The following is an 18828-nucleotide window of genomic DNA, read 5'->3' on the forward strand; positions in this document are numbered from 1 at the left end:
CCTTCTCTTTGTATCAAGTTAAGAAAAAATGTTGGCAAAAAAAGGAGACGGAAATATCCCCAGGCCGGACAACCCACAGTCCCGGACACCTTGGTCCTTGACTGTGAGTAGCCAACCCGTTGTGTCAATAGTACTCGTAAGATGTAGTTTCCATAGTTCCCGAACCGGAAGCCGTGCGCGACGATGGCCGTCCGCCCTCGAGGAACTGATATGTGAAGGAATAGTTCAATACCTTATCCTCTGTTTCATGGCGGTAGCTTGAAGGTAGTTTGTTCTGAATTGGCTTCCCGTGAATGATCTCGATTGGAAACGGATTCACCCCATCGACATAATGCTCATAGGTATCGGTAGTGATGAGTACCGGCTCACCACCTCCAGCCGGATTGTACACAAGCTTCTTGTAGAGGTTTCCGTCGGTATAATACAGGTACACGAAGTCGAGAGAGAAAGCAAAACTACCATCAGACTGTCGGTCATGAATGGCAACTTCACCAATGTTACCCGCCTGATCGTAACCATAGAGAGTGTACCGATCAAGTTCTTCATTGTCATATTCCTCCGCTTTGATGATACGACCGTTTTCCCGAATGTATTTAATATAGGTAACTGCATTAACGATTACCTTTTCAATTGCGCCGGATTGGTCGTACACGTAACGATATTCCCCGCCGGTTTGACCAGGTGTCTTGCTCTCCCAGGCCACTCGTTCCACACTGCCATCAAGCGCGTAATAGATCTGACGCTTGCTCGACCATCCATTGCCCGCATTCGTCACGTAGGCCTTTGCCCTTCCGCCAAGTTCATCGTCGCTGATTGTGAACTCGTAAGATGATCTGGCGCCCAGTTCCAGTACAGAAGAAACGGAGTTGATCTTAAAATTGATCTTCCTCTCTGCATTGTAAAGAGCATCATTCAATGGGTCTATAGTGAAACTCACCACTGCACTTCCTGCCTGCACTGGCACTACGATTTTGTTGTTTACTGCCTCCGGAATCGTTGTGAAATCAACTGCGTAAGAACCCTGGCTTCCTGAAAAATCAATCTCAATTGATCCATCAGCCAGTGCGGCGTGAGATAACTGCAAGGTAACAACAGTGCTGGTCGATGAAGATTCTATGACGGAACCTCTTTCAAGCGCAAAGCTTACAATGGAAGGACTTTCATCGTCAATCCACGTTGACTCAAGGCGGTTGGCTGCACCAACCTGTAGCCCCTTAGTGGCATTGCTCAGCGCAAAGCTCAGCACTTTTGTACCGTCCAGTTTGTCATTGTCAATAGGAGCGACTTTGATAAACGCCCCTAAACTTCCCTGCTCGACCTGTAGCGTAATAATGCCGTCATGGGGCGTCGGTGAAATAGCAAAACCATCCAACACATCCGATTCCAGTACAACGGATAGTGTACCCGCTTCTTTAGCTGGTTTGCTCAACTCGATAGCGATGTCCTGGCTGCCATCTTTTTCGGAATAGGATACTGTTTGAAGGGAAAAGGTTGCAACGGAGGGTCTCAACGCTAGCTCGGCTTCTTTGTCGCATGCACATAGGAACAGCGCAAAACCCATTGCCGAAATGGGTAGAGTGTGGGTCTTCATAGAACGTCTTTCGTACCCCTTTTACGGAGGGGATGCAAAAGAGTTAGACCTAAGCAGAAAAAAATGCCAGGTATTGAATCTGGAGGTTAAACCTCGCTGAAAAACAGTGAATAAAGGCCAGGGCTGAGTTAATGGACCAGCGCTTATTAATGGCATTAGAATAACGGCATGAAGGCTAAACGAATTAGCCCAACCCGTTCACCGGGAACGAACGCCAACTTCCCGATGTACCTCTTGCTCGGCAAGTTCCCAGCTGATCTCTATTTCTTCGATGAGCTTTTGAATGATCTCATCGAGTCCATCGTACCAATCGAGATGAGGGCTCCACTTGGCACAACCTATTGGTGCATGAAAGCACTGCGTATCCTTCCATATTTTGCCGCAGTTGGGGCAACGACCTGCAGTCGAAAAGGTATTCCATTGGTGACCGCACGAGCATGCCCACTTATCATCCGGTTTCGGTTCCCACTCACACTTCGGACATCTTATTCGTACGTCACTCATGTTCTATTCGTTTAATTGGCTATGCTGCTTTTATTGTTAAACTGATTGCAAAAGTTTTTATGAGAAGTTCTCAATTTGCTTCTGATCATTAGGTTTTCATTTTACCTCTGCCCTCTAAGTCTCATTTACCTCTGGCCACTAAGTCTCATACCTCCGATCACCGAGTCCCATTTACTTCTGATCACAAGTGCCATTTACCTCTGATCACTGAGTTCTCTTTTCAATACCCCTGATACTAAGGCGAGACTACCAACTCTTACCGGAACGAACATCAACCTAATGATCTCGTTCATCTGCCAACAAAGATAGCAAATGATTCATTGAATTTCGCTCGCGAGGATGTGACTCAACAATGTATTACCTTTATCGGATGATGAATGGCCAAACTTGAATGACACCGCTGCGATCCGTTAATGTGACCAGATACATCACGCCGCTTCGGGAGGGTGGATCATTGCCAGGTTTGGTTGAGGCCGACGATGGTTTTATGTATGTCTTAAAATTTCGTGGCGCCGGACAGGGAAAGAAAGCTCTTGTCGCTGAGCTCATTGGCTGCGAAATAGCAAGGACTCTCGGGTTACATGTTCCCGAATTAGTCTTCGCCAGCCTCGATGTGGCATTCGGACGAATTGAAGGTGACGAAGAAATCCAGGACCTGCTGAAAGGCAGTGTAGGAATTAATCTCGGCGTTCATTATTTATCCGGCGCCGTGACTTTTGATCCGGTAGTTACGACAGTGGACGCCGACCTTGCATCGCGAATCGTATGGCTCGACAGCTTGTTGCTTAATGTCGATCGCACTGCACGAAACACCAACCTGCTTTGGTGGCACAAAGAAGTCTGGGTCATTGACCATGGCGCATCACTGTACTTTCATCATTCCTGGACAGATTGGGAGTCACGTAAACGCCCGTTTCCCAGGATTAAAGATCATGTACTGCTTACGGCAGCATCAAAATTGCAGGACGCAAATGCGCAATGCCGTCAGTTGCTCACGAATGAGTTGATCAAAGACATCCTCGAACAGATTCCGGATGACTGGCTTGATGATCATGCATTTGACGGACCTGCTGCACAACGGGACGCCTACTATACATTTCTCACTCACCGCATCGCTGATGCGGATTTCTTTGTAGAAGAAGCTAACTATGCAAGAGCGCAGCGTATTTGAATATGCCGTGATCCGGATCGTACCAAAAGTCGAGCGACTGGAATTTTTCAACGTCGGTGTGATTCTCTATTGCGGACCTCAGAAGTTTCTTGGAACACGTATCCAGGTAAACCGCGAAAAGCTTAAAGCATTCGGCGATGTCGACTGCGATGAGCTCGATGGCTACATAATGGCTTTCGAAAGAATAAGCGCCGGCGGTAAGACAGGCGGACCAATCGGGGAACTTCCGATTGCTGAACGGTTTCGATGGCTCACAGCAACACGGAGTACAATTGTTCAGACTTCACACGTTCATCCCGGACTTTGCCTTGATGCAGAAGAAATGCTCGATAGTCTTTTCAGACAACTCGTACTATAATTCAGCAATCGCTGATGAGGCCGCTTAACGCTGATTGTTCAAATCGAATGCCGACCAATCAATTTCATCGTATATTCCGTTTATACAACATCGAAGTAAATGAAGCCTCTTGTGATCTCTAACGAACGCGCACGCAGCATCGTTTTGCATGCGGCCGGTCTGTCAAAACCAGCTCAGTTCGGAAAGGGCAAAGAGGCCGTTTATAAGTACATCGAACACCTCGGCTTTCTTCAGATCGACACCAACTACATTGTCGAACGGGCGCACCACCATTCGATCTGGTCGCGTGTTCCCGATTATGAAACAGAATGGCTTTTCGAGCTGCAGGACGAAAGCAGGATATATGAATTCTGGACTTTTGCTTCCGGTTTCATGCCTATGGAGAACTTTCGCTTTTCGTATCCGATAAAGGAGGCACTTGCTTCGCGCAGACACACAGTCTCACAAAAGGAAGCCAATCTGATGAATCAGATCCTCGACCGAATATCGCGTGAAGGGCCACTCATGGCCCGTAATTTCGAAAACGATCGCGTCACTAAGAGCACAGGATGGTGGGACTGGCGTCCGTCCAAAGTAGCACTCGAACGTCTTCATTCCGATGGAAGTCTTATTAGTACACGCCGCAGAGACTTTCAAAAGTTATACGACCTTTCTGACAACGTGATTCCATCCGACATTGACAAATCACGGCCAACTCCTGAAGAATTTGCTCACCATATCATCCTGAGCTCGTTGCGTGCCTGGGGAATCGGATATATAAAGGATGTCGCCTATCGCGGCCGTTATGTTAAGAACAATGTCATCAGATCAGAGTTGAAAAAGCTGGTTGACGAAGGAGTGGTCTGTCAGGTTGAAATCGACCGATTCCGCTCTGCGCCTCTATATATGTTGCCTGAATATCAAAAACGGAAGATCGCTCTATCCGGCGATATATTTATCCTTTCACCGTTCGATGTTCTCAATGTTCTGCGTCACCGGCTCAAGGACTTCTTCGCCTTCGATTACCAGGTAGAGTGTTTTGTTCCTGAGAAGAAGCGCAAGTATGGATATTTCGCGCTCCCCGTTCTGATGGGTGACACGTTCATCGCACGCATGGATGCTAAGGCCGATCGAAAGCAGGATACACTCTTTATCAACTATCTTCATTTTGATACGGCCGAACTGGACCAGAAGGTCATTAAGAAACTTGCCAGATCAATTCGCGAATATGTACGGTTCAACGATTGCCTTCACGTTTCGCTTACCCGTTGTAACGACAAAAGGCTGAAGCAGGATCTGTTGGACCTACTGGGTGACATTGTTGCGCCAGCCGGAAAGCGGAAAGGAAAATCAAAGCGTTGATGGAAGCAAAATCAAAGCGCTGATGTTAGATTGGTCACAAGATAAAACAGCAGGAGCACGCCAACGAGGATTATTGAAATAGTAAGAAGGATTGAAAGTGTGAGCGATGGAAAGAAAGTATTGGACAGCAACTGCTTTTCAATATTCTTGTAACGAAAGAAAGCGAGCAAACACATCAAAGTACCCAACCCGACGAGGCCTATGCCCACATAAGCCGAGTGAAACTGCTGCGATGGTGACACAGCAATGTTTTGTGCCGTTAGCATAAGCGATGCCTGCCTCACAAACAGCGCGAACTTGACAACAACAAAACCGAAAGCCATGATGGCAATTCCGGTCCTGATCCATGCCAGGTAGGTTCGTTCATTTGCCAGGTGATCGGTAGCCGAGGTTTTCTTTCCTTCAGGAATGTTCATATTGATAATGTGTGCGTGATCAATCAAATTTATAGAAATTCAGGTCAAATAATTTCTCAATGATCATCAAGGTAGAAATCCTGCATCTCATTCATGATGGAAAAGTCACTCTGCAGTTCAGAAAATGGACAAAGCCTTCTGTGAAAAAAGGAACACTACTCAAGACGGCAATCGGTCAGGTGGAAATAACTTCGATTGATGTTGTCAAAGAACGTGACATAAGCGAAGTCAATGCTAAGTCAGCGGGTTACGAATCACGCGAGTCGCTTGTGAATTCACTTCAAAAGGTCGAAACCGGAGAGATATACAAAGTGGCGGTGCGTTATCATTCAGAAGACCCACGCATAAAACTGCGAAGCACCACAGATATCGGCGATGAAAAATATCAGCAGCTAATCAAAAAGCTTCAACGTTTCGACGCAGTCAGCAAAGAAGGCCCATGGACAAAAGAAACGCTGGATATCATCAGTAAACATCCCCACGTTGTGTCCACTGAGCTGGCTTCAAAACTTGGGCGCGAGCGAATGTGGCTGAAGCTCAATATCCGCAAATTGAAGAACCTCGGGCTGACCATCAGTCACGAGATTGGCTATGAAATTTCTCCACTTGGCAAAGTTGTTCTTGGCCAATTGTGATAGTTTTACCCTCACATCATGATTCTCCTTCTCAGCCTTGCGTGCCTGCTTGCGGGAACGTTTATACTTAAAAACATCCGCATTGGTGCTGTTGCTGGTATTCTTGTGCAGGTGCTCTACGTTGTACTGGGACCTGGCTGGGGAAGTACACAGACAAATGCCGTCGTCAACGGTGTGGCTATCACACTGGAGCTCTCCTTACTTCTGTTTGGGGCCGTTGCTTTCTACCGATTTTTGTTAAACAATCAGCGCCTCGCTTTCCTCGACGAATTTGTGGTGACCAGTCCTGACAGGCCTTATCTGTTGATTACCTATTGCTTCTTCCTGGGTACTTTCTTTGAAGGCATCGCCGGTTTTGGAGTGCCTCCTATCCTGCTCATTCCCCTGCTTGCAAAATCGGGTTTTAAGCCACTCACGTCGATCGCCGTTGCCTTAAGTGGTAGCCTTAACGGAGTGATCTTTGGTGCACTCGGTGCACCATTGATTTTCGGACTTGGAATTACAGAGCTGAACGAAACGATCAACATTGTGATGGTCATCAATGCACTCTCGTGCCTTGCAATGCCATTCATCCTTACGTACCTGTATAGCAAGATTGAAGGCGTCGCTGTAAGCTGGAGCACAACTCTGCCCATGCATCTTGGCGCGGGTATTATTTACTACGTACTGTTCTTCATTGGCAGCAGGTTTACAGTTGAATATCCTTCTGTGATCACTGGGGCTGTCGGAATGATACTGTTCATGACTATATATAATCCTGCCGTCAGAACCTGGGGATTAAAATTCTGGATCACATCCTTCTGGCCCTACTGCCTATTGATTGCGTTCCTGTTAATGAGCAAACTGATTTTGGGAACGATTTCTTTTACGATGCCCGGCGGGACAAAGTCCCTTTCAGCGTATCAGCCCGGATTGGTGTTCCTGATCACCATAGCGGTCATCAGCCTAATATTTAAAATCAGTCATCAACAGTTCCAGGCGAAAGAGGCAATTGAAAAGTCAGCGCAAAGAACTGTCCAATCGACATTGACAATTCTTGCACTCATAATCTTCTCCCAGCTCGTACGTTGGGAGATGGTCGACTACATCGGAGTTTTCATTGCCCATCAACCGGAATACCTGGAACCATATCTCATTATGTCTTTCGGTGTTCTTGGTGCCTTCTTAACCGGCAGCGCGACCATGTCCAACTTACTGTTAAATGGTCTGCTCACAAGCGCAACTACTAACGTAACACTTGCTACTGCGGTGCTCCACAGCGGCAGCGTTGCCGGCAATGCCATTGCTTTGCAAAACATTGTCATGGCCAGGTCGGCGGTCGATGAACCAATACATGATCGCGAGGTATTCAGGTACACATCCAGAACGTTACTTATATGCCTGTTATGTGTTTCTATCTCAGCAGCCGTGTGGTTGCTGTTAAACTAACGCCGCACGAGCACCTTTTCAAGCATATCAGCAATGATTTGATAGCCTTTGTCTGATGGATGTAAACCGTCATACGTCATATCAATTGCCTCCGGAGGGTAAGGATAAGTATCTGCTTCCGGGTTGAACGGCACACCCACGTAATCGGGATATTTATAGTCACGCAACTCGGCCGTAGCCGGATCTTTCAGCCTCTTGAATGCAACCATATTGTCTAACGTAATGCCACTATCATTGTACAGATCAATTACCGGCAACTTTTCATATGCCCCAATATCTTCAATAGCCTGGGCCACCTGTTTAAGGGTCTGACCATTTTTATCACGATAGGAGCCATATGCATTGTTCTTCATGTCATTGATATAAACAAAATCACCCCGTTGCAACGGCGTGATCAAAATGATGCGCGCCTTCCTGTTGAGCGATCGAAACTTGTTCACGATAATCCGAAACGATCCGTTAATTGTCCCATCTCCAGTATTGTTCTTGTAGTCACTGATTTCACCTATTGGTTTTCCCTGCCACCAGTCGTTGGTGCCAAGAAAAACAGTGTATACGTCGGCCGGCTCAAGACCCAAAGTCTCTATCTTATTGGCAATCCCGCATGACGTCCAACCATTAAATCCTTTGTTGACAAATTGAATATCAGGATGACGGCCACTGATTATGGTCATATAGCCTTTGGTTATCCTGTTGCCCGTCTCATCGGCATGATCATTCAGGTAAGTAATAGAATCGCCAAGCGCCACCCATTTAACAGGGCGATTAAAGGATGCGCATACAAGCAAAGTCAGGACAAGGATGGATATTCGTGCCATAGGCATAAAGGTATCTCACCAATGTCGGCATTTTGCTCGATTTCCACCTGCATGGCGAACATCCCTGGCCCTGTTTTACGTCAATGGTCGGCCGATTCGTTACACCCCTTTCAAAAAAATGTACTGGCAATAAAATGCTTCATCTCGTCCCAGTATTGAATCATCAACCAGAAAAGGAACAGTATCACAGCAACTGCCAGATTCTCCTTCCATTTAAACCCTCTCTTTGTCATAAGCAGGTATTTGGTTTGTTGTTCGTATTAGCGCTTCTTCCTAAAAGTGACACATGCTGTATTTAAGCTGGGTAATCAGGGCAGCCCTTCTGCAATGATTACCCAGTGAGATCAGGGCATCTATTTAATGCGCTCCGGCTGGCCCGCGAGACCTGCCTTGAAATTATCCCAATCCCTTACTACAGTTCCGACGGCAACAGCGATGGCGCCGCCAAGAATTTGAATCCAGAATCCACCTGAGATGTTCCGTTCCTCCTCGGGAGTCAAGGGCGACAATCCCGCGCTTTTTAAATCGAAAGTTTTCATTTTTTAGTGGTTTAAAGTTGACACAACGTGTAATGTCCCGGCCTGAAACATGATTAAACCTAACGAAGCTTTTGGCGGCAACAATGAAAACCCGGCGCCAATAAACCTGACAATCTTCAGCACATCGTTAATATGTTGCCGGCATTGTTCCGCCGGCAACTGTGAGGAGCCCTTTGTAGCGCACAACGTGACCGATGGCAAGATGAGTAATTTCAAATTCAGCCGAAATCAGGAAAACCTGACAATCTTTAAGAGACACTGAATCGATTTTTATGCTAGCGGCTTTAGGCACAACAGTCGATTGGCTATCTTGATCCACAACAAAAACCGCATATGAAACGCCTATTTTATTACTACGCCTTTATTGCAGCAATTACCCTTTGCTCCGTTCCCGCAGTGGCTCAGCAATTCAAAGTTCTGTTGTTTTCCAAAACAGATGGCTTTCACCATCAATCCATTCATGAGGGCGTTGATGCTGTGCGTCAACTCGCGAGCCGCCATAACTTTGTTGTCGATTGGCAGGAAAACGCCGGCGTCTTCAGCGACAAAGGACTGGAAAGCTTTCAAGCAGTGATTTTCTTAAATACAACAGGTAATGTCCTCAACGATGAGCAACAGGCTGCCTTCGAAAAATTCATTAAAAGTGGCAAAGGCTACGTAGGCATACACAGCGCTGCTGACACTGAATATGATTGGGCATGGTACACAAAACTTGTTGGTATGATGTTCAAGATCCATCCTCAGCAACAAACTGCCTACCTCAATGTGCAGGATAGCAACTTCCCCGGTATGGAAAGATTTCCAAAGAAGCTGTTGTGGACCGACGAATGGTATGAATACAGCGAACGTAAGGCTGATGATCTCAAAGTGCTTGTGACGGTGGATGAAAAGACATACGATCCTAAAGTAAAGTGGGGCACCAACGAAGGTAAAGGCATGGGAGCTGTACACCCGATATCATGGTATCACAACTACGACGGTGGTCGCGCCTTCTACACAGGTCTTGGTCACATCGGGCTGGTGTTTTCAGATCAAACTTTCCTCGATCACCTCTACGGCGGAATCTACTGGGCAGCCACGGGCAAAGGCTTGTGAGTATGACATTGCCCGCCAGTCATTGACGTCTACCAGTCAAGATACTTATAAATCACTCTAATGAGCTTATATGCCTCGGCCATATCCCTGGCCTGATACGAAACGGTGAAACCATCGAGACGTTTCATGCCAGGGATGCTCATTGCAATGTCGGCACGTGTTGGAGTATCCACTTTGATTTTGAATTCTACTGGTCCTGATAACGACAAAGGTTTTGCTTTACCGATGTCCTTAACCGCTGCCCGCGTCTGGACTTGAAGTTCTTTGATTACAACATCGGGATGAAGCAGTTTAGCAGCGTTGTTACCAATCGCCTCTTTGGTAATCACTATGCGTGGAGATACAAGCTTCCTAATTTCCTCGCTGAAAGTCTTATCTCCGCTCGCTAACAGGACAGGTACACCAAGAGATCCTGCGTAGAAAGCATTCAACCCTCCCTCGCCTACCTCAGTTCCATTGATCCAAAGGCCCTTCACAACACTTGAACCTGTGTGGGCAAGAAATCCATTTTCGGTACCAGCCATCGTATGATATCCTATAAAGAACACCCCACTGAATGAATTGTCGAGACCCTGCGCCATTCCCAGGGGCTTGATGTTACTCTGTATATACTGAACACGCGCATCCAGCTGGGTATGTAAGAGGTTTTGCATGTCACCATGACTATCGTTAACAACGATCTCAGCTGGTCCAGCCTCGAAGATCGCCGCGACAACGGCATTTACTTCAGCAGTCATGAGCTTACGACCGGTGTCATAATCTTTGCCGGACGAGCTCACCATTGCAGCAGTGCCTATACCGCCGATGCCTTCCATGTCGACGGAGATAAAAATCCTATTCGCTTTCTGAGCATGCAGGTTTGTTGCTATCAAGAGCCCAAATGCAAAAACGACAACTCGACCGATTGTCAATGCAAAGAAGTGAACACAAAGAAAACGCATAGGTATAGGGTTGAGGTAATGTAATCAAAAATACAAACTTGCTTGCATTTCCTGACAAAGAAGGAATGAGATTCTAAGCTTAGGGGATCAGCACTTTCAGCAACGAATCCAGATCTGAAATGCATCAGTTCACCATGAGGAACTTATTACTCAACCCGCAGCTGGCGGACAACAACACAATTGAAATAGATATCTCTAATGGCCCGGATCAATCCTGTTTGACGCAAGTGTGATGGCTCTGATGACTTCACAAGCAATCAGAACAGTGATGGCATGAATTTTTCAAAATGCCTGTAGGAAAGACACTAAGATTGATCCTATGCAAACAAATAACAGCTATAAGCGAAAAGGCGAACAGGCAGCCAGGCAGCATCGAAAAATTCAAACGAGCGTAGCGCGGGCAGAAAAGAGACTTGGCAAATCAAAAGAGCCAACCGCCATGCAGGCCGGCGCAAGAAAATATCCGGAAGCACCTCTGCCCGGTAAGAAGCTTAAGAAACCAGGTGTCGAATCCGATCTTACGCTTGAGCCGATGTATGATGCCCCATATTATCAGGGCTCCGGCAAGCTTCGCGATATGGTTGCCATCATTACCGGTGGAGACTCGGGTATCGGCAGATCGGTAGCAATACTCTTTGCCCGTGAAGGGGCCGATGTAGCTATCGTATATCTTAATGAACACTCAGACGCCCGAAAGACGAAGCAACTTGTTGAACAGGAAGGCAGGAAGTGTATTATTATTCCAGGAGATGTTACTGAAAGTGAGTTCTGCCTGTATGCAGTAAAACAGACCATCGACGAGTTTGAGAAACTCGACGTACTGGTGAACAATAGTGCGTTTCAGATGCACGTTCCTGACATTGATCATCTGTCGGAGGAACATTTTGACTTGACACTGAAGACGAACCTGTATGGGTATTTTCATATGACGCGTGCAGCCCTACCGTACCTCAGGAAAGGAAGCAGCATTATCAACACAGGATCCGTAACGGGAATTAGAGGCAGCAAGAATATCCCTGATTACTCTCTAACAAAGGGAGGCATCCACGCGTGGACGCGAGCTATCGGCGGAAAACTTGTGAGCAAAGGAATACGAGTGAATTGCGTCGCGCCGGGACCTGTGTGGACGCCGCTCAATCCCGCAGACAAGAAGCGCGAACAGGTAGAAGAGTTCGGAGCAGACACGCCAATGAAGCGGGCTGCACAACCAGAAGAGATTGCACCCGCTTATGTGTTCCTTGCTTCGCCACAATGTTCAAGCTATATGACAGGAGAAGTGATTCCTATTATAGGTGGATACTAACCTGGACCCGAAAGATTACATACATCGCTTGTTGAGGGAATGAATAAGATGAATAGCCCACGGTGGCCCCGCCAGGACAATTGCAATTATGGTTGCCACTACCTGATCCTGGCTAATATTCATTTTCTGCACGACAGTTCTCTTGATCATGCACACAATGGAATACATTGTAAACAAATTTAAAGACATCCAAACTGCCAGCAATGCCAGGAATGGCCATTCGAGACGTCGCCCCGAATATGTTCCCGAAGTTAGGTTAAGGATGTTTGCCACGAAATAAATTGCAACCAAGCTGAACAGTAATAATATCAGTGACCATGCCCATTTGTTCTTCTTCAAGATGGTAACTCCGGATATCATGAATGCACATTCGAGGGTAATACAAACAAAAACATCCTGCTGGACCTTGCCCATGACAACGAAATACAATGGAATAATAATCAGAATCCCCCACGCGATGCTCGTAAATCCGGCTATGTTGAAATCTCTTTCCAAAGAAGAATATTATACAACTCCTATGACTCTTCTATAAGCAAGCTTACGCAGACCGCTTATGTTGCAAGAGTAATCAAGTAAAAAGAGATTAGGGCGCGTAAAGATCGTCGACAACAACCAGGTAGCTGCGACCGACACTTGCACCCAAAACTTTACGCACGCCTAACTCTATATCTCGTTATTTAAACTGTCACTGCTTAACGGGTGACGCTCTGTCTTTACCAACACCGTGCCACGAAAAAAGAAGTGAAAGAGGTTCAAAATCCGCTATATATAATTACGCGCGCGTCCTTATTCGGACAACTTTGTCCGGATGCATTCATTCGGACCGAAGAACTTTGGCTGGATTCATCATTGCTCCTTTTAAGACCTGCATGCCAACCGTTAGTAGCGCGATACAAGCAAGGGCGGCGAATGGAATGACAAACAACTGCCAGCCTAGTTCAATCCTGAACGCGAATTGGGCAAGCCAGCTGTCCATGCCGTACCATGCTAAAGGCATAGCGAGTATCGACGAAATCACCACCAGCTTCATAAACTGACTGCATAACATGTAAATAATGTTTAAGACGGATGCGCCCAATACCTTCCGTACTCCAATCTCCTTAAGTCTCTGCGATGTGGTGAAGGAAGCAAGTCCCCACAATCCAAGGCAGGAAATTGCAATCGCCAGGGTGGCAAACAGACCGAATATCTTTCCGAACTGAAGATCGCTTTGGTACTGTGAGTTGAAAGAATCGTCGAGAAAGTAATATTCAAAAGGTTCTCCGGGAATAAGCTGCTGATAAAGTTCTCCTATGGCCGCAGTAGCTGAACGCAGCTCCTGCGCATTCAGCTGAATGGATATGTTGGCCGGTATAATGTTGTCGGCACCAAACAGAAAAGGGGTTACCTCCGATTTCAGGGAGTTCCAGTTGTAGTTACGCGCTACACCAATGATCGAGGAAGTGTCGCCGTCCATAATCAGTTTCTGTTGCAGTGCTTCTTCCGGTGTTCCAAGATCGAAGGCTTCCAGAGAGGCCTCGTTTACAATGAGCGCTTTCATATCGGACGCAATCCTCTCATCAAAGTTTCTGCCAGCCACAAGAGGAATATCATAGGTAGCGAGGAAATCTGGATCAACCCACACGACGCAACCTAGACGAATGTCAGTCTTTTCCTTCCCAACCCTATAGATATCCGCACCCCAGTTGTAGCCTGCCCCGGGTAAAGCCCCGGAAGTAGTAATAGCCTCTACTCCTTTGATCCTCCTTACTTCTTCCTTAAAAATGGCAAGTCGTCGTTTGGCATCTTCCCAGTTTATGGTTCCGGGTCCTGGCACTACCAACATCTGGTCCATCTGTAGTCCGGTGTCCTGCGCTTGCATGAACGAAACCTGACGATAAACTACCAGTGTACCTGCGAGGAGCAGCAATGAACAGGCGAATTGAAATACAACAAGTACCTTTCTAAGAGAGAAGTCTTCACGAGAAATCTTCAAAGCTGCACCTATTTTGTACGACGACATAATGAACGCAGGATAAACACCTGAGGCCAGCGACCCTGAAATAAAGAGCAGAGTAAGTACCATCCAAAGACGACCATCCGATAAATCGAGAACCAGCTTCTTCCGGAGTACCTCCCCGAGTTGAGGAATGAAAAATAAAGCAAGCAATAATGCCAAAAGAACAGCGACGATATTAATAACGACTGATTCGAGCAGAAACTGAACGATCAGTTCGCTTCGTCTCGCGCCAACCGTCTTCATGATACCTACCTCGCGTGCACGTTCCATGGCCCGCGCTGTTGAGAGATTGATGTAATTGATCCATGCAATGATCAAAATGAACGCAGCAATAAGTGCAAAAAAGTACAGAGTATCAGGACTCACAGTGGGCACGTCATGACGTATGCCCGTTTCGAGATGGATATCGTGCAATGGCTGAAGTTTCAATTCGATCACTCCACCATAGCCAACAAACTTCGGATTGATATACCTTTCGGAAATAAGATTTAGTCGTGCCGAGGCACCTTCAAGTGACGCCTGGTCGTGGAGTTGCACGTAGGTGATGAAGTTATTTGTCCCCCAGCCGTCCTGCTCCTTGTACTGACCCTCGAGGAAAATATTGTGAATGGGTAGAAGAAACCTGAAGGAGAAACTTGAATTTGGCGGTACGTCTTCGATGATTGCAGAAACAACATAATCTCCGTTCATGCGACCACCGTTTAGCTTCACGTCACGTCCAATCGCGTCGAGACTGCCGAAATATTTCATCGCCATGGAACGAGTAAGCACAATGCTGTTCGGATTGTCGAGTGGAGTTTTTACATCGCCCGCAAGTGTCTCAAAAGTAAATGCCTCTAAAAATGTTGAATCTACAATGAGGATATTGTTCTCGTGAAATGCCTTTGTTTCGCCGCTGAAATTTTGTACCGATACAACCGAGTTTCCGTCGTGAGTGCGGACAAAGTTTTTGACCTCCGGTATATTCTCCTGAAGTGCAGGTCCAAGCCCGTAGGTTGTCATCACATTGGGTTGTTTCCTTTCATTGCCCTGGATCATCGTGCGTGTCATTCTATAGATTGACTCACCATGAGTGTGAAAATTGTCATAGCTCGTTTCGAAGTCCACGTATTTAAGGATGGTGAGACATGCACACATCCCGAGTGAAAGTCCAAATACATTGACGAACGAAAAGGATGCGCGCTTGCGCAGGTTCCTGTAAGCCAGCAGAAGAAAGTTACGGACCATAATTGAATTGATTTAAGTCACGCACGCGCGTGACTCGGGGGTAAACCTTCGTTTTTTTGAAACGTTACAAAGTCGCGCTTAAAAAATTTAGCACGTTCATCGACCACCGGGAATGTGCTCCGCAGATATCAGACGCGCCAAAAGGTACCAGCCGCGGTAACACTGTTCCTCTTACTGCTAATTTTTATGCTTAAATGCTGCTTAATCCTTATGCTGCTTATCTTGCCATCTATATGGATCCCATTACCCGCCTTGTTAATCACTTGCAGCGATTTGTGCCCTTTTCGGAAAAAGACATACCTGCATTAAAAGAGCATTTGGGAACTTTGCACGTTGGAAAGAAAGAGCACCTGGTTGAGCCCCTTCAGCCCTGTAACGAACATTACTTTGTTGTTGAAGGCTGCTTGCGTATGTATTTCTTCAATGAGAAGGGGGACGAACAGACGGTTCAGTTCGCTATAGAGGATTGGTGGATAACCGATCATGCGGCGTACACCCAAGGCGTTGATAGTCACTTTTGCATACAGGCTGTTGAGTCCAGCACGGTGCTCACTGTCAATCGGAAAATACAGGAGGACCTTTTTCGTGCGCTCCCAGCACTGGAACGCTATTTCAGAATCATCTATCAAAGGGCCTTCGCAGCAGCTCAGTACCGGATGAGAGTTCGACAGGACTATTCCGGAGAAGACACTTACCTGATGTTCAAAAAGAGTTATCCTGATTTTGTTGACCGGGTGCCTCAGTACATGCTTGCTTCTTATCTTGGAATCACGCCGGAATATCTGAGCGTCGTGAAAAAGCGGCATGCTTGAGCCATCATTCTAAAAAAGCGTTGTGCTTAATCCAGATTAAGTTGTTGTAGAACGGCAATGCTTAGGTTTGGCTATAAACAAATCAAAGCATTATGAAAAAGCGAATTGACATGGCGCAAACGCAACCGGCGGCCTACAAGGCGATGTATGGACTTACTGATTACCTCCGAAGCACTAAAATAACCGGCAACATACGGCAGTTGGTGAAGATGCGTGCGTCTCAAATCAACGGGTGCGCATTGTGTCTGGAGATGCACGCTGAAGAATCGCAAAAGATTGGAATACCTCTCGAAAAGCTAATCCTGTTGAACGCCTGGAAGGAGTCCAGCTATTTCAATGACGAGGAACGTGCAGCGCTGGCGTTGACGGAAGAGGTAACCCTCATCAATCAAAAGGGATTGTCAGAAGAGACGTATCGACATGCGTTGACAACATTTGGAGAAGAATATGTCGCGGCGTTGATTATGGAGGTAGTGACGATCAACGCCTGGAATCGCATTTCAATAGCGACACATGCTGAGTTCAGAAAGCATTAACAGGCGTGCGAGCAAATCAAAAAGACAGCACAATTCCAAAGTACACGACCCGACGAGAGAACAACTGCTCTGCACGGGTCGTGTAATCATAGTTATATGAGTATGACTGGACGTTCCGGAAGTCGGCCACATTTGCAACATTGATAAATGCTATCGCCGTAAGCTTGTCGTTCAATAGGAATATCCTTGATGCACCAAAGTCAATTGTGTTATATGAAGGGAGGCGCGAAGGTGAATTTGAATAGACGGGCTCAAAAAGTTGAAGGTCATCGTGAAAAACAGTTGCATCAACTGGATAGTAGTAACTTCCTTCACGCATCAAGAACACCAATGTAAACGTCCAAATGCCCTGTATCTTGTATTCGACATTGCCGCGGAAGAAGTATCCAATATTATATGCGGTTCCATTTCCGCTGTCATCATGGGCATTCAGACTGGTGACTGACAGTTGAGTCTTCCACGAGTCGCCTAACTTCACTCGGCCGAATAATTCCAGTCCGCTTAGTTGTTCACGGCCTCCACCTCTGCTGATATTCTTTCTGAATAACGACATGGAAAGATCAAACTTTCTGTCCAGATAGGTAACATCAAGGCTGTACTGCCGGCTCATGAGCAGATATCCTTTCGAATTCCGCTCGTGCTGAAGGATGTATTTGTTATAGTCACCGGCGGATAGATTAATGTTCCATCGTCGTGCAGGCCGCACGTTGACGTTGCCCTGCCAGCTCAGGTAATCAATGTCATCGTTAGGAAGATTCTTTCGTAGTCCGGCCCCAACGGTAAGCGCGTTTCCTATATAATGTTTGTAATATCCGAACCATTCCAGCAGTCCGATGTTATCCTGCCTGTTCACTGGTATCGATCCAAACTGCTGGCCATAAGCATATGGATAAGTTGGATACTTTCCGCGGGTCGCTGACTGTTTGTACTCATACACCACCCCTGTCTTCCATTGATAATGGGATGTTGATCTATGCAGGTTCAAGGCCGCATAATAGTTCTGTGCAGGTGATTCAATATCCAGAGAGCTGAATGTATAGTCGGCTGATGAAAAACTAATTCCCTGATTCAAGGAAAGAGAATAACTACCAAGTTGCTTACGCAGATTGGCGACAGTAAAATTTCGAACGCGATCCTGATTGAATACTCCTTCCATTGTGGGATGTACATACTGATACCGGTATGCCTCCCGTAAAGTATAGTTGAACATCTTCAGCGATAATGTTGGCGATATTCGCGAGAAGTAGTGAAACCCCGCGTCTGCCGAAAAGAAACTCTTGAGACCGCGCAAAGCGCGAGCATTAATATAGTTGAATAAAGCAGATGATTGAACGTTGCTAAAGAAAGCAAGAGACGAGCGATTTGTCACCCGCCTTGTATGATAAGCTCCAAGGCTAGCGAGGGATATTGAAAGCTGAGTGGAGTTACGAATGGGAATTTGCTCGTCCGAATATAAGGCGATCACCCCCGAAGTACTGTTTCCAAACTCCATCGGGGGATTGCCTGGGTACACCTGAACTTCGTCAATGAGTGCTGTGTTAAAAATGCTGAAAGTACCAATCCCATTCATTTGTGAGTATCGAACTGCATCTTCAATCGGAACATCATTCAGGAATATTCCCGTCTCTGCAGGGCTTCCTCCCCGCAGACTGATGTTTGCCGATTCATCGGTGGTTGTTGCAAAAGGCGTTGAATTAACGGCCAGTATTGGATCCGCCTTTGCACTCGGGTTGGTATAGACGTCAAGGCGATGGAGCTTGCGTATGGCGAACTCTTCCGTGATGAGCCGGTCGCCTTCGATAACTACTGCTTCGATGTCGGTTGCCAAAGGATTGAGCGTTACCTTAAGCTCGCAAGCAGCGATGACAAGTTCAACTGGTTCGTAGCCGATAAATGTAATGCGCAAAGTATCGCCGGTAGTGGCGGGGAGAGAAAAGGAGCCAACCATGTCAGCCAATTGACCCACGCTTCCCCTACCCGCCACGCTCGCACCAGGGAGTGCTTCTCCTGTCGTTGCGTCCGTTACAAATCCACTTACAGATTTGCAGCTTTGGCCAAACAACACTGTATTCCAGTATACTGAGCAAATCACCAGGACGAGCACTGACCTCATC

General features: G+C 46.7%; 19 protein-coding genes. 9 read left to right on the forward strand and 10 right to left on the reverse strand.

Translation table 11 applies throughout. From position 1 onward, the window contains the following. Nucleotides 1–124: 124 nt before the first annotated feature. Nucleotides 125–1591 carry a hypothetical protein gene (locus WBG78_RS22370; RefSeq protein ID WP_337328726.1) on the reverse strand — a complete coding sequence of 489 codons (1467 nt, stop codon included), beginning with the start codon at nt 1589–1591 and terminating at the stop codon, nt 125–127. A gap of 198 nt (nt 1592–1789) precedes the next feature. After that, nucleotides 1790–2095 carry a hypothetical protein gene (locus WBG78_RS22375; RefSeq protein WP_337328727.1) on the reverse strand — a complete coding sequence of 102 codons (306 nt, stop codon included), beginning with the start codon at nt 2093–2095 and terminating at the stop codon, nt 1790–1792. 391 nt (nt 2096–2486) lie between these two features. On the opposite strand from WBG78_RS22375, the gene WBG78_RS22380 reads away from it, so the two are divergent. The 3 genes from WBG78_RS22380 (at nt 2487) to WBG78_RS22390 (ending at nt 4965) form a co-directional block, all read left to right on the forward strand. Beyond that, a complete protein-coding gene (locus tag WBG78_RS22380; protein ID WP_337328728.1) occupies nt 2487–3266 on the forward strand; it encodes a HipA family kinase in 780 nt (259 codons plus the stop codon). Further along, nucleotides 3244–3624: a DUF3037 domain-containing protein gene (locus WBG78_RS22385; protein ID WP_337328729.1), complete on the forward strand. Its 381-nt coding sequence runs from the start codon at nt 3244–3246 to the stop codon at nt 3622–3624. Before WBG78_RS22380 ends, WBG78_RS22385 begins: the two co-directional genes overlap by 23 nt. Nucleotides 3625–3723: 99 nt before the next feature. Then, on the forward strand, nt 3724–4965 hold the full coding sequence (locus tag WBG78_RS22390) for a winged helix-turn-helix domain-containing protein (protein ID WP_337328730.1): 1242 nt from the start codon (nt 3724–3726) through the stop codon (nt 4963–4965). Nucleotides 4966–4976: 11 nt separating this feature from the next. Here the strand turns inward: WBG78_RS22390 and WBG78_RS22395 are convergent, their stop codons facing one another. After that, nucleotides 4977–5381, reverse strand: coding sequence for a YidH family protein (locus tag WBG78_RS22395; RefSeq protein WP_337328731.1), 405 nt, complete (start codon nt 5379–5381; stop codon nt 4977–4979). A 59-nt stretch (nt 5382–5440) separates the two neighbouring features. Here WBG78_RS22395 and WBG78_RS22400 point away from each other — a divergent pair, with 59 nt between their 5' ends. Beyond that, complete coding sequence (locus WBG78_RS22400; protein WP_337328732.1) at nt 5441–6016, forward strand: hypothetical protein; 576 nt, start codon at nt 5441–5443, stop codon at nt 6014–6016. A gap of 18 nt (nt 6017–6034) precedes the next feature. Next, nucleotides 6035–7444 carry an L-lactate permease gene (locus WBG78_RS22405; protein WP_337328733.1) on the forward strand — a complete coding sequence of 470 codons (1410 nt, stop codon included), beginning with the start codon at nt 6035–6037 and terminating at the stop codon, nt 7442–7444. On the opposite strand, the gene WBG78_RS22410 is transcribed toward WBG78_RS22405, so the two are convergent. The 3 genes from WBG78_RS22410 to WBG78_RS22420 all read right to left on the reverse strand — a co-directional run bounded on the left by WBG78_RS22410 (nt 7441) and on the right by WBG78_RS22420 (nt 8801). Further along, complete coding sequence (locus tag WBG78_RS22410) at nt 7441–8262, reverse strand: SGNH/GDSL hydrolase family protein (RefSeq protein ID WP_337328734.1); 822 nt, start codon at nt 8260–8262, stop codon at nt 7441–7443. The two genes, WBG78_RS22405 and WBG78_RS22410, sit on opposite strands and share 4 nt — an antisense overlap. 110 nt (nt 8263–8372) lie before the next feature. Beyond that, nucleotides 8373–8495, reverse strand: a complete 123-nt coding sequence (locus WBG78_RS22415; protein ID WP_337328735.1) for a hypothetical protein — start codon at nt 8493–8495, stop codon at nt 8373–8375. A gap of 120 nt (nt 8496–8615) precedes the next feature. After that, nucleotides 8616–8801 carry a hypothetical protein gene (locus tag WBG78_RS22420; RefSeq protein WP_337328736.1) on the reverse strand — a complete coding sequence of 62 codons (186 nt, stop codon included), beginning with the start codon at nt 8799–8801 and terminating at the stop codon, nt 8616–8618. Nucleotides 8802–9134: 333 nt separating this feature from the next. Here WBG78_RS22420 and WBG78_RS22425 point away from each other — a divergent pair, with 333 nt between their 5' ends. Then, a complete protein-coding gene (locus WBG78_RS22425; protein WP_337328737.1) occupies nt 9135–9896 on the forward strand; it encodes a ThuA domain-containing protein in 762 nt (253 codons plus the stop codon). Between the two features lie 29 nt (nt 9897–9925). Here WBG78_RS22425 and WBG78_RS22430 read toward each other — a convergent pair whose 3' ends face one another. Next, nucleotides 9926–10837 (reverse strand): M55 family metallopeptidase, encoded by a 912-nt coding sequence (locus tag WBG78_RS22430; RefSeq protein ID WP_337328738.1) that lies wholly within the window; start codon nt 10835–10837, stop codon nt 9926–9928. Between the two features lie 319 nt (nt 10838–11156). Here WBG78_RS22430 and WBG78_RS22435 point away from each other — a divergent pair, with 319 nt between their 5' ends. Continuing rightward, nucleotides 11157–12140 (forward strand): SDR family oxidoreductase, encoded by a 984-nt coding sequence (locus WBG78_RS22435; protein ID WP_337328739.1) that lies wholly within the window; start codon nt 11157–11159, stop codon nt 12138–12140. Between the two features lie 15 nt (nt 12141–12155). Here WBG78_RS22435 and WBG78_RS22440 read toward each other — a convergent pair whose 3' ends face one another. Then, nucleotides 12156–12635 (reverse strand): hypothetical protein, encoded by a 480-nt coding sequence (locus WBG78_RS22440; RefSeq protein ID WP_337328740.1) that lies wholly within the window; start codon nt 12633–12635, stop codon nt 12156–12158. Nucleotides 12636–12954: 319 nt separating this feature from the next. Further along, nucleotides 12955–15366, reverse strand: a complete 2412-nt coding sequence (locus WBG78_RS22445; RefSeq protein ID WP_337328741.1) for an ABC transporter permease — start codon at nt 15364–15366, stop codon at nt 12955–12957. 194 nt (nt 15367–15560) lie between these two features. Between WBG78_RS22445 and WBG78_RS22450 the strand changes: the two genes are divergently transcribed. Then, nucleotides 15561–16178 carry a Crp/Fnr family transcriptional regulator gene (locus tag WBG78_RS22450; RefSeq protein ID WP_337328742.1) on the forward strand — a complete coding sequence of 206 codons (618 nt, stop codon included), beginning with the start codon at nt 15561–15563 and terminating at the stop codon, nt 16176–16178. A 92-nt stretch (nt 16179–16270) separates the two neighbouring features. Beyond that, on the forward strand, nt 16271–16714 hold the full coding sequence (locus WBG78_RS22455; RefSeq protein WP_337328743.1) for a carboxymuconolactone decarboxylase family protein: 444 nt from the start codon (nt 16271–16273) through the stop codon (nt 16712–16714). Nucleotides 16715–16730: 16 nt separating this feature from the next. Here the strand turns inward: WBG78_RS22455 and WBG78_RS22460 are convergent, their stop codons facing one another. Further along, nucleotides 16731–18827: a carboxypeptidase-like regulatory domain-containing protein gene (locus tag WBG78_RS22460; protein ID WP_337328744.1), complete on the reverse strand. Its 2097-nt coding sequence runs from the start codon at nt 18825–18827 to the stop codon at nt 16731–16733. Between the last annotated feature and the right edge of the window lies 1 nt (nt 18828).

It is taken from the genome of Chryseolinea sp. T2 (genome assembly GCF_037203685.1).
In the GTDB taxonomy this organism is placed as follows: domain Bacteria; phylum Bacteroidota; class Bacteroidia; order Cytophagales; family Cyclobacteriaceae; genus Chryseolinea.

Bases quoted from the DNA above. Each gene is read 5' to 3' on its own strand.
- WBG78_RS22370 (WP_337328726.1), bottom strand. From the start codon at position 1,591: ATGAAGACCCACACTCTACCCATTTCGGCAATGGGTTTTGCGCTGTTC.
- WBG78_RS22375 (WP_337328727.1), bottom strand. From the start codon at position 2,095: ATGAGTGACGTACGAATAAGATGTCCGAAGTGTGAGTGGGAACCGAAA.
- WBG78_RS22380 (WP_337328728.1), top strand. From the start codon at position 2,487: ATGACACCGCTGCGATCCGTTAATGTGACCAGATACATCACGCCGCTT.
- WBG78_RS22385 (WP_337328729.1), top strand. From the start codon at position 3,244: ATGCAAGAGCGCAGCGTATTTGAATATGCCGTGATCCGGATCGTACCA.
- WBG78_RS22390 (WP_337328730.1), top strand. From the start codon at position 3,724: ATGAAGCCTCTTGTGATCTCTAACGAACGCGCACGCAGCATCGTTTTG.
- WBG78_RS22395 (WP_337328731.1), bottom strand. From the start codon at position 5,381: ATGAACATTCCTGAAGGAAAGAAAACCTCGGCTACCGATCACCTGGCA.
- WBG78_RS22400 (WP_337328732.1), top strand. From the start codon at position 5,441: ATGATCATCAAGGTAGAAATCCTGCATCTCATTCATGATGGAAAAGTC.
- WBG78_RS22405 (WP_337328733.1), top strand. From the start codon at position 6,035: ATGATTCTCCTTCTCAGCCTTGCGTGCCTGCTTGCGGGAACGTTTATA.
- WBG78_RS22410 (WP_337328734.1), bottom strand. From the start codon at position 8,262: ATGGCACGAATATCCATCCTTGTCCTGACTTTGCTTGTATGCGCATCC.
- WBG78_RS22415 (WP_337328735.1), bottom strand. From the start codon at position 8,495: ATGACAAAGAGAGGGTTTAAATGGAAGGAGAATCTGGCAGTTGCTGTG.
- WBG78_RS22420 (WP_337328736.1), bottom strand. From the start codon at position 8,801: ATGAAAACTTTCGATTTAAAAAGCGCGGGATTGTCGCCCTTGACTCCC.
- WBG78_RS22425 (WP_337328737.1), top strand. From the start codon at position 9,135: ATGAAACGCCTATTTTATTACTACGCCTTTATTGCAGCAATTACCCTT.
- WBG78_RS22430 (WP_337328738.1), bottom strand. From the start codon at position 10,837: ATGCGTTTTCTTTGTGTTCACTTCTTTGCATTGACAATCGGTCGAGTT.
- WBG78_RS22435 (WP_337328739.1), top strand. From the start codon at position 11,157: ATGCAAACAAATAACAGCTATAAGCGAAAAGGCGAACAGGCAGCCAGG.
- WBG78_RS22445 (WP_337328741.1), bottom strand. From the start codon at position 15,366: ATGGTCCGTAACTTTCTTCTGCTGGCTTACAGGAACCTGCGCAAGCGC.
- WBG78_RS22450 (WP_337328742.1), top strand. From the start codon at position 15,561: ATGCTGCTTAATCCTTATGCTGCTTATCTTGCCATCTATATGGATCCC.
- WBG78_RS22455 (WP_337328743.1), top strand. From the start codon at position 16,271: ATGAAAAAGCGAATTGACATGGCGCAAACGCAACCGGCGGCCTACAAG.
- WBG78_RS22460 (WP_337328744.1), bottom strand. From the start codon at position 18,827: ATGAGGTCAGTGCTCGTCCTGGTGATTTGCTCAGTATACTGGAATACA.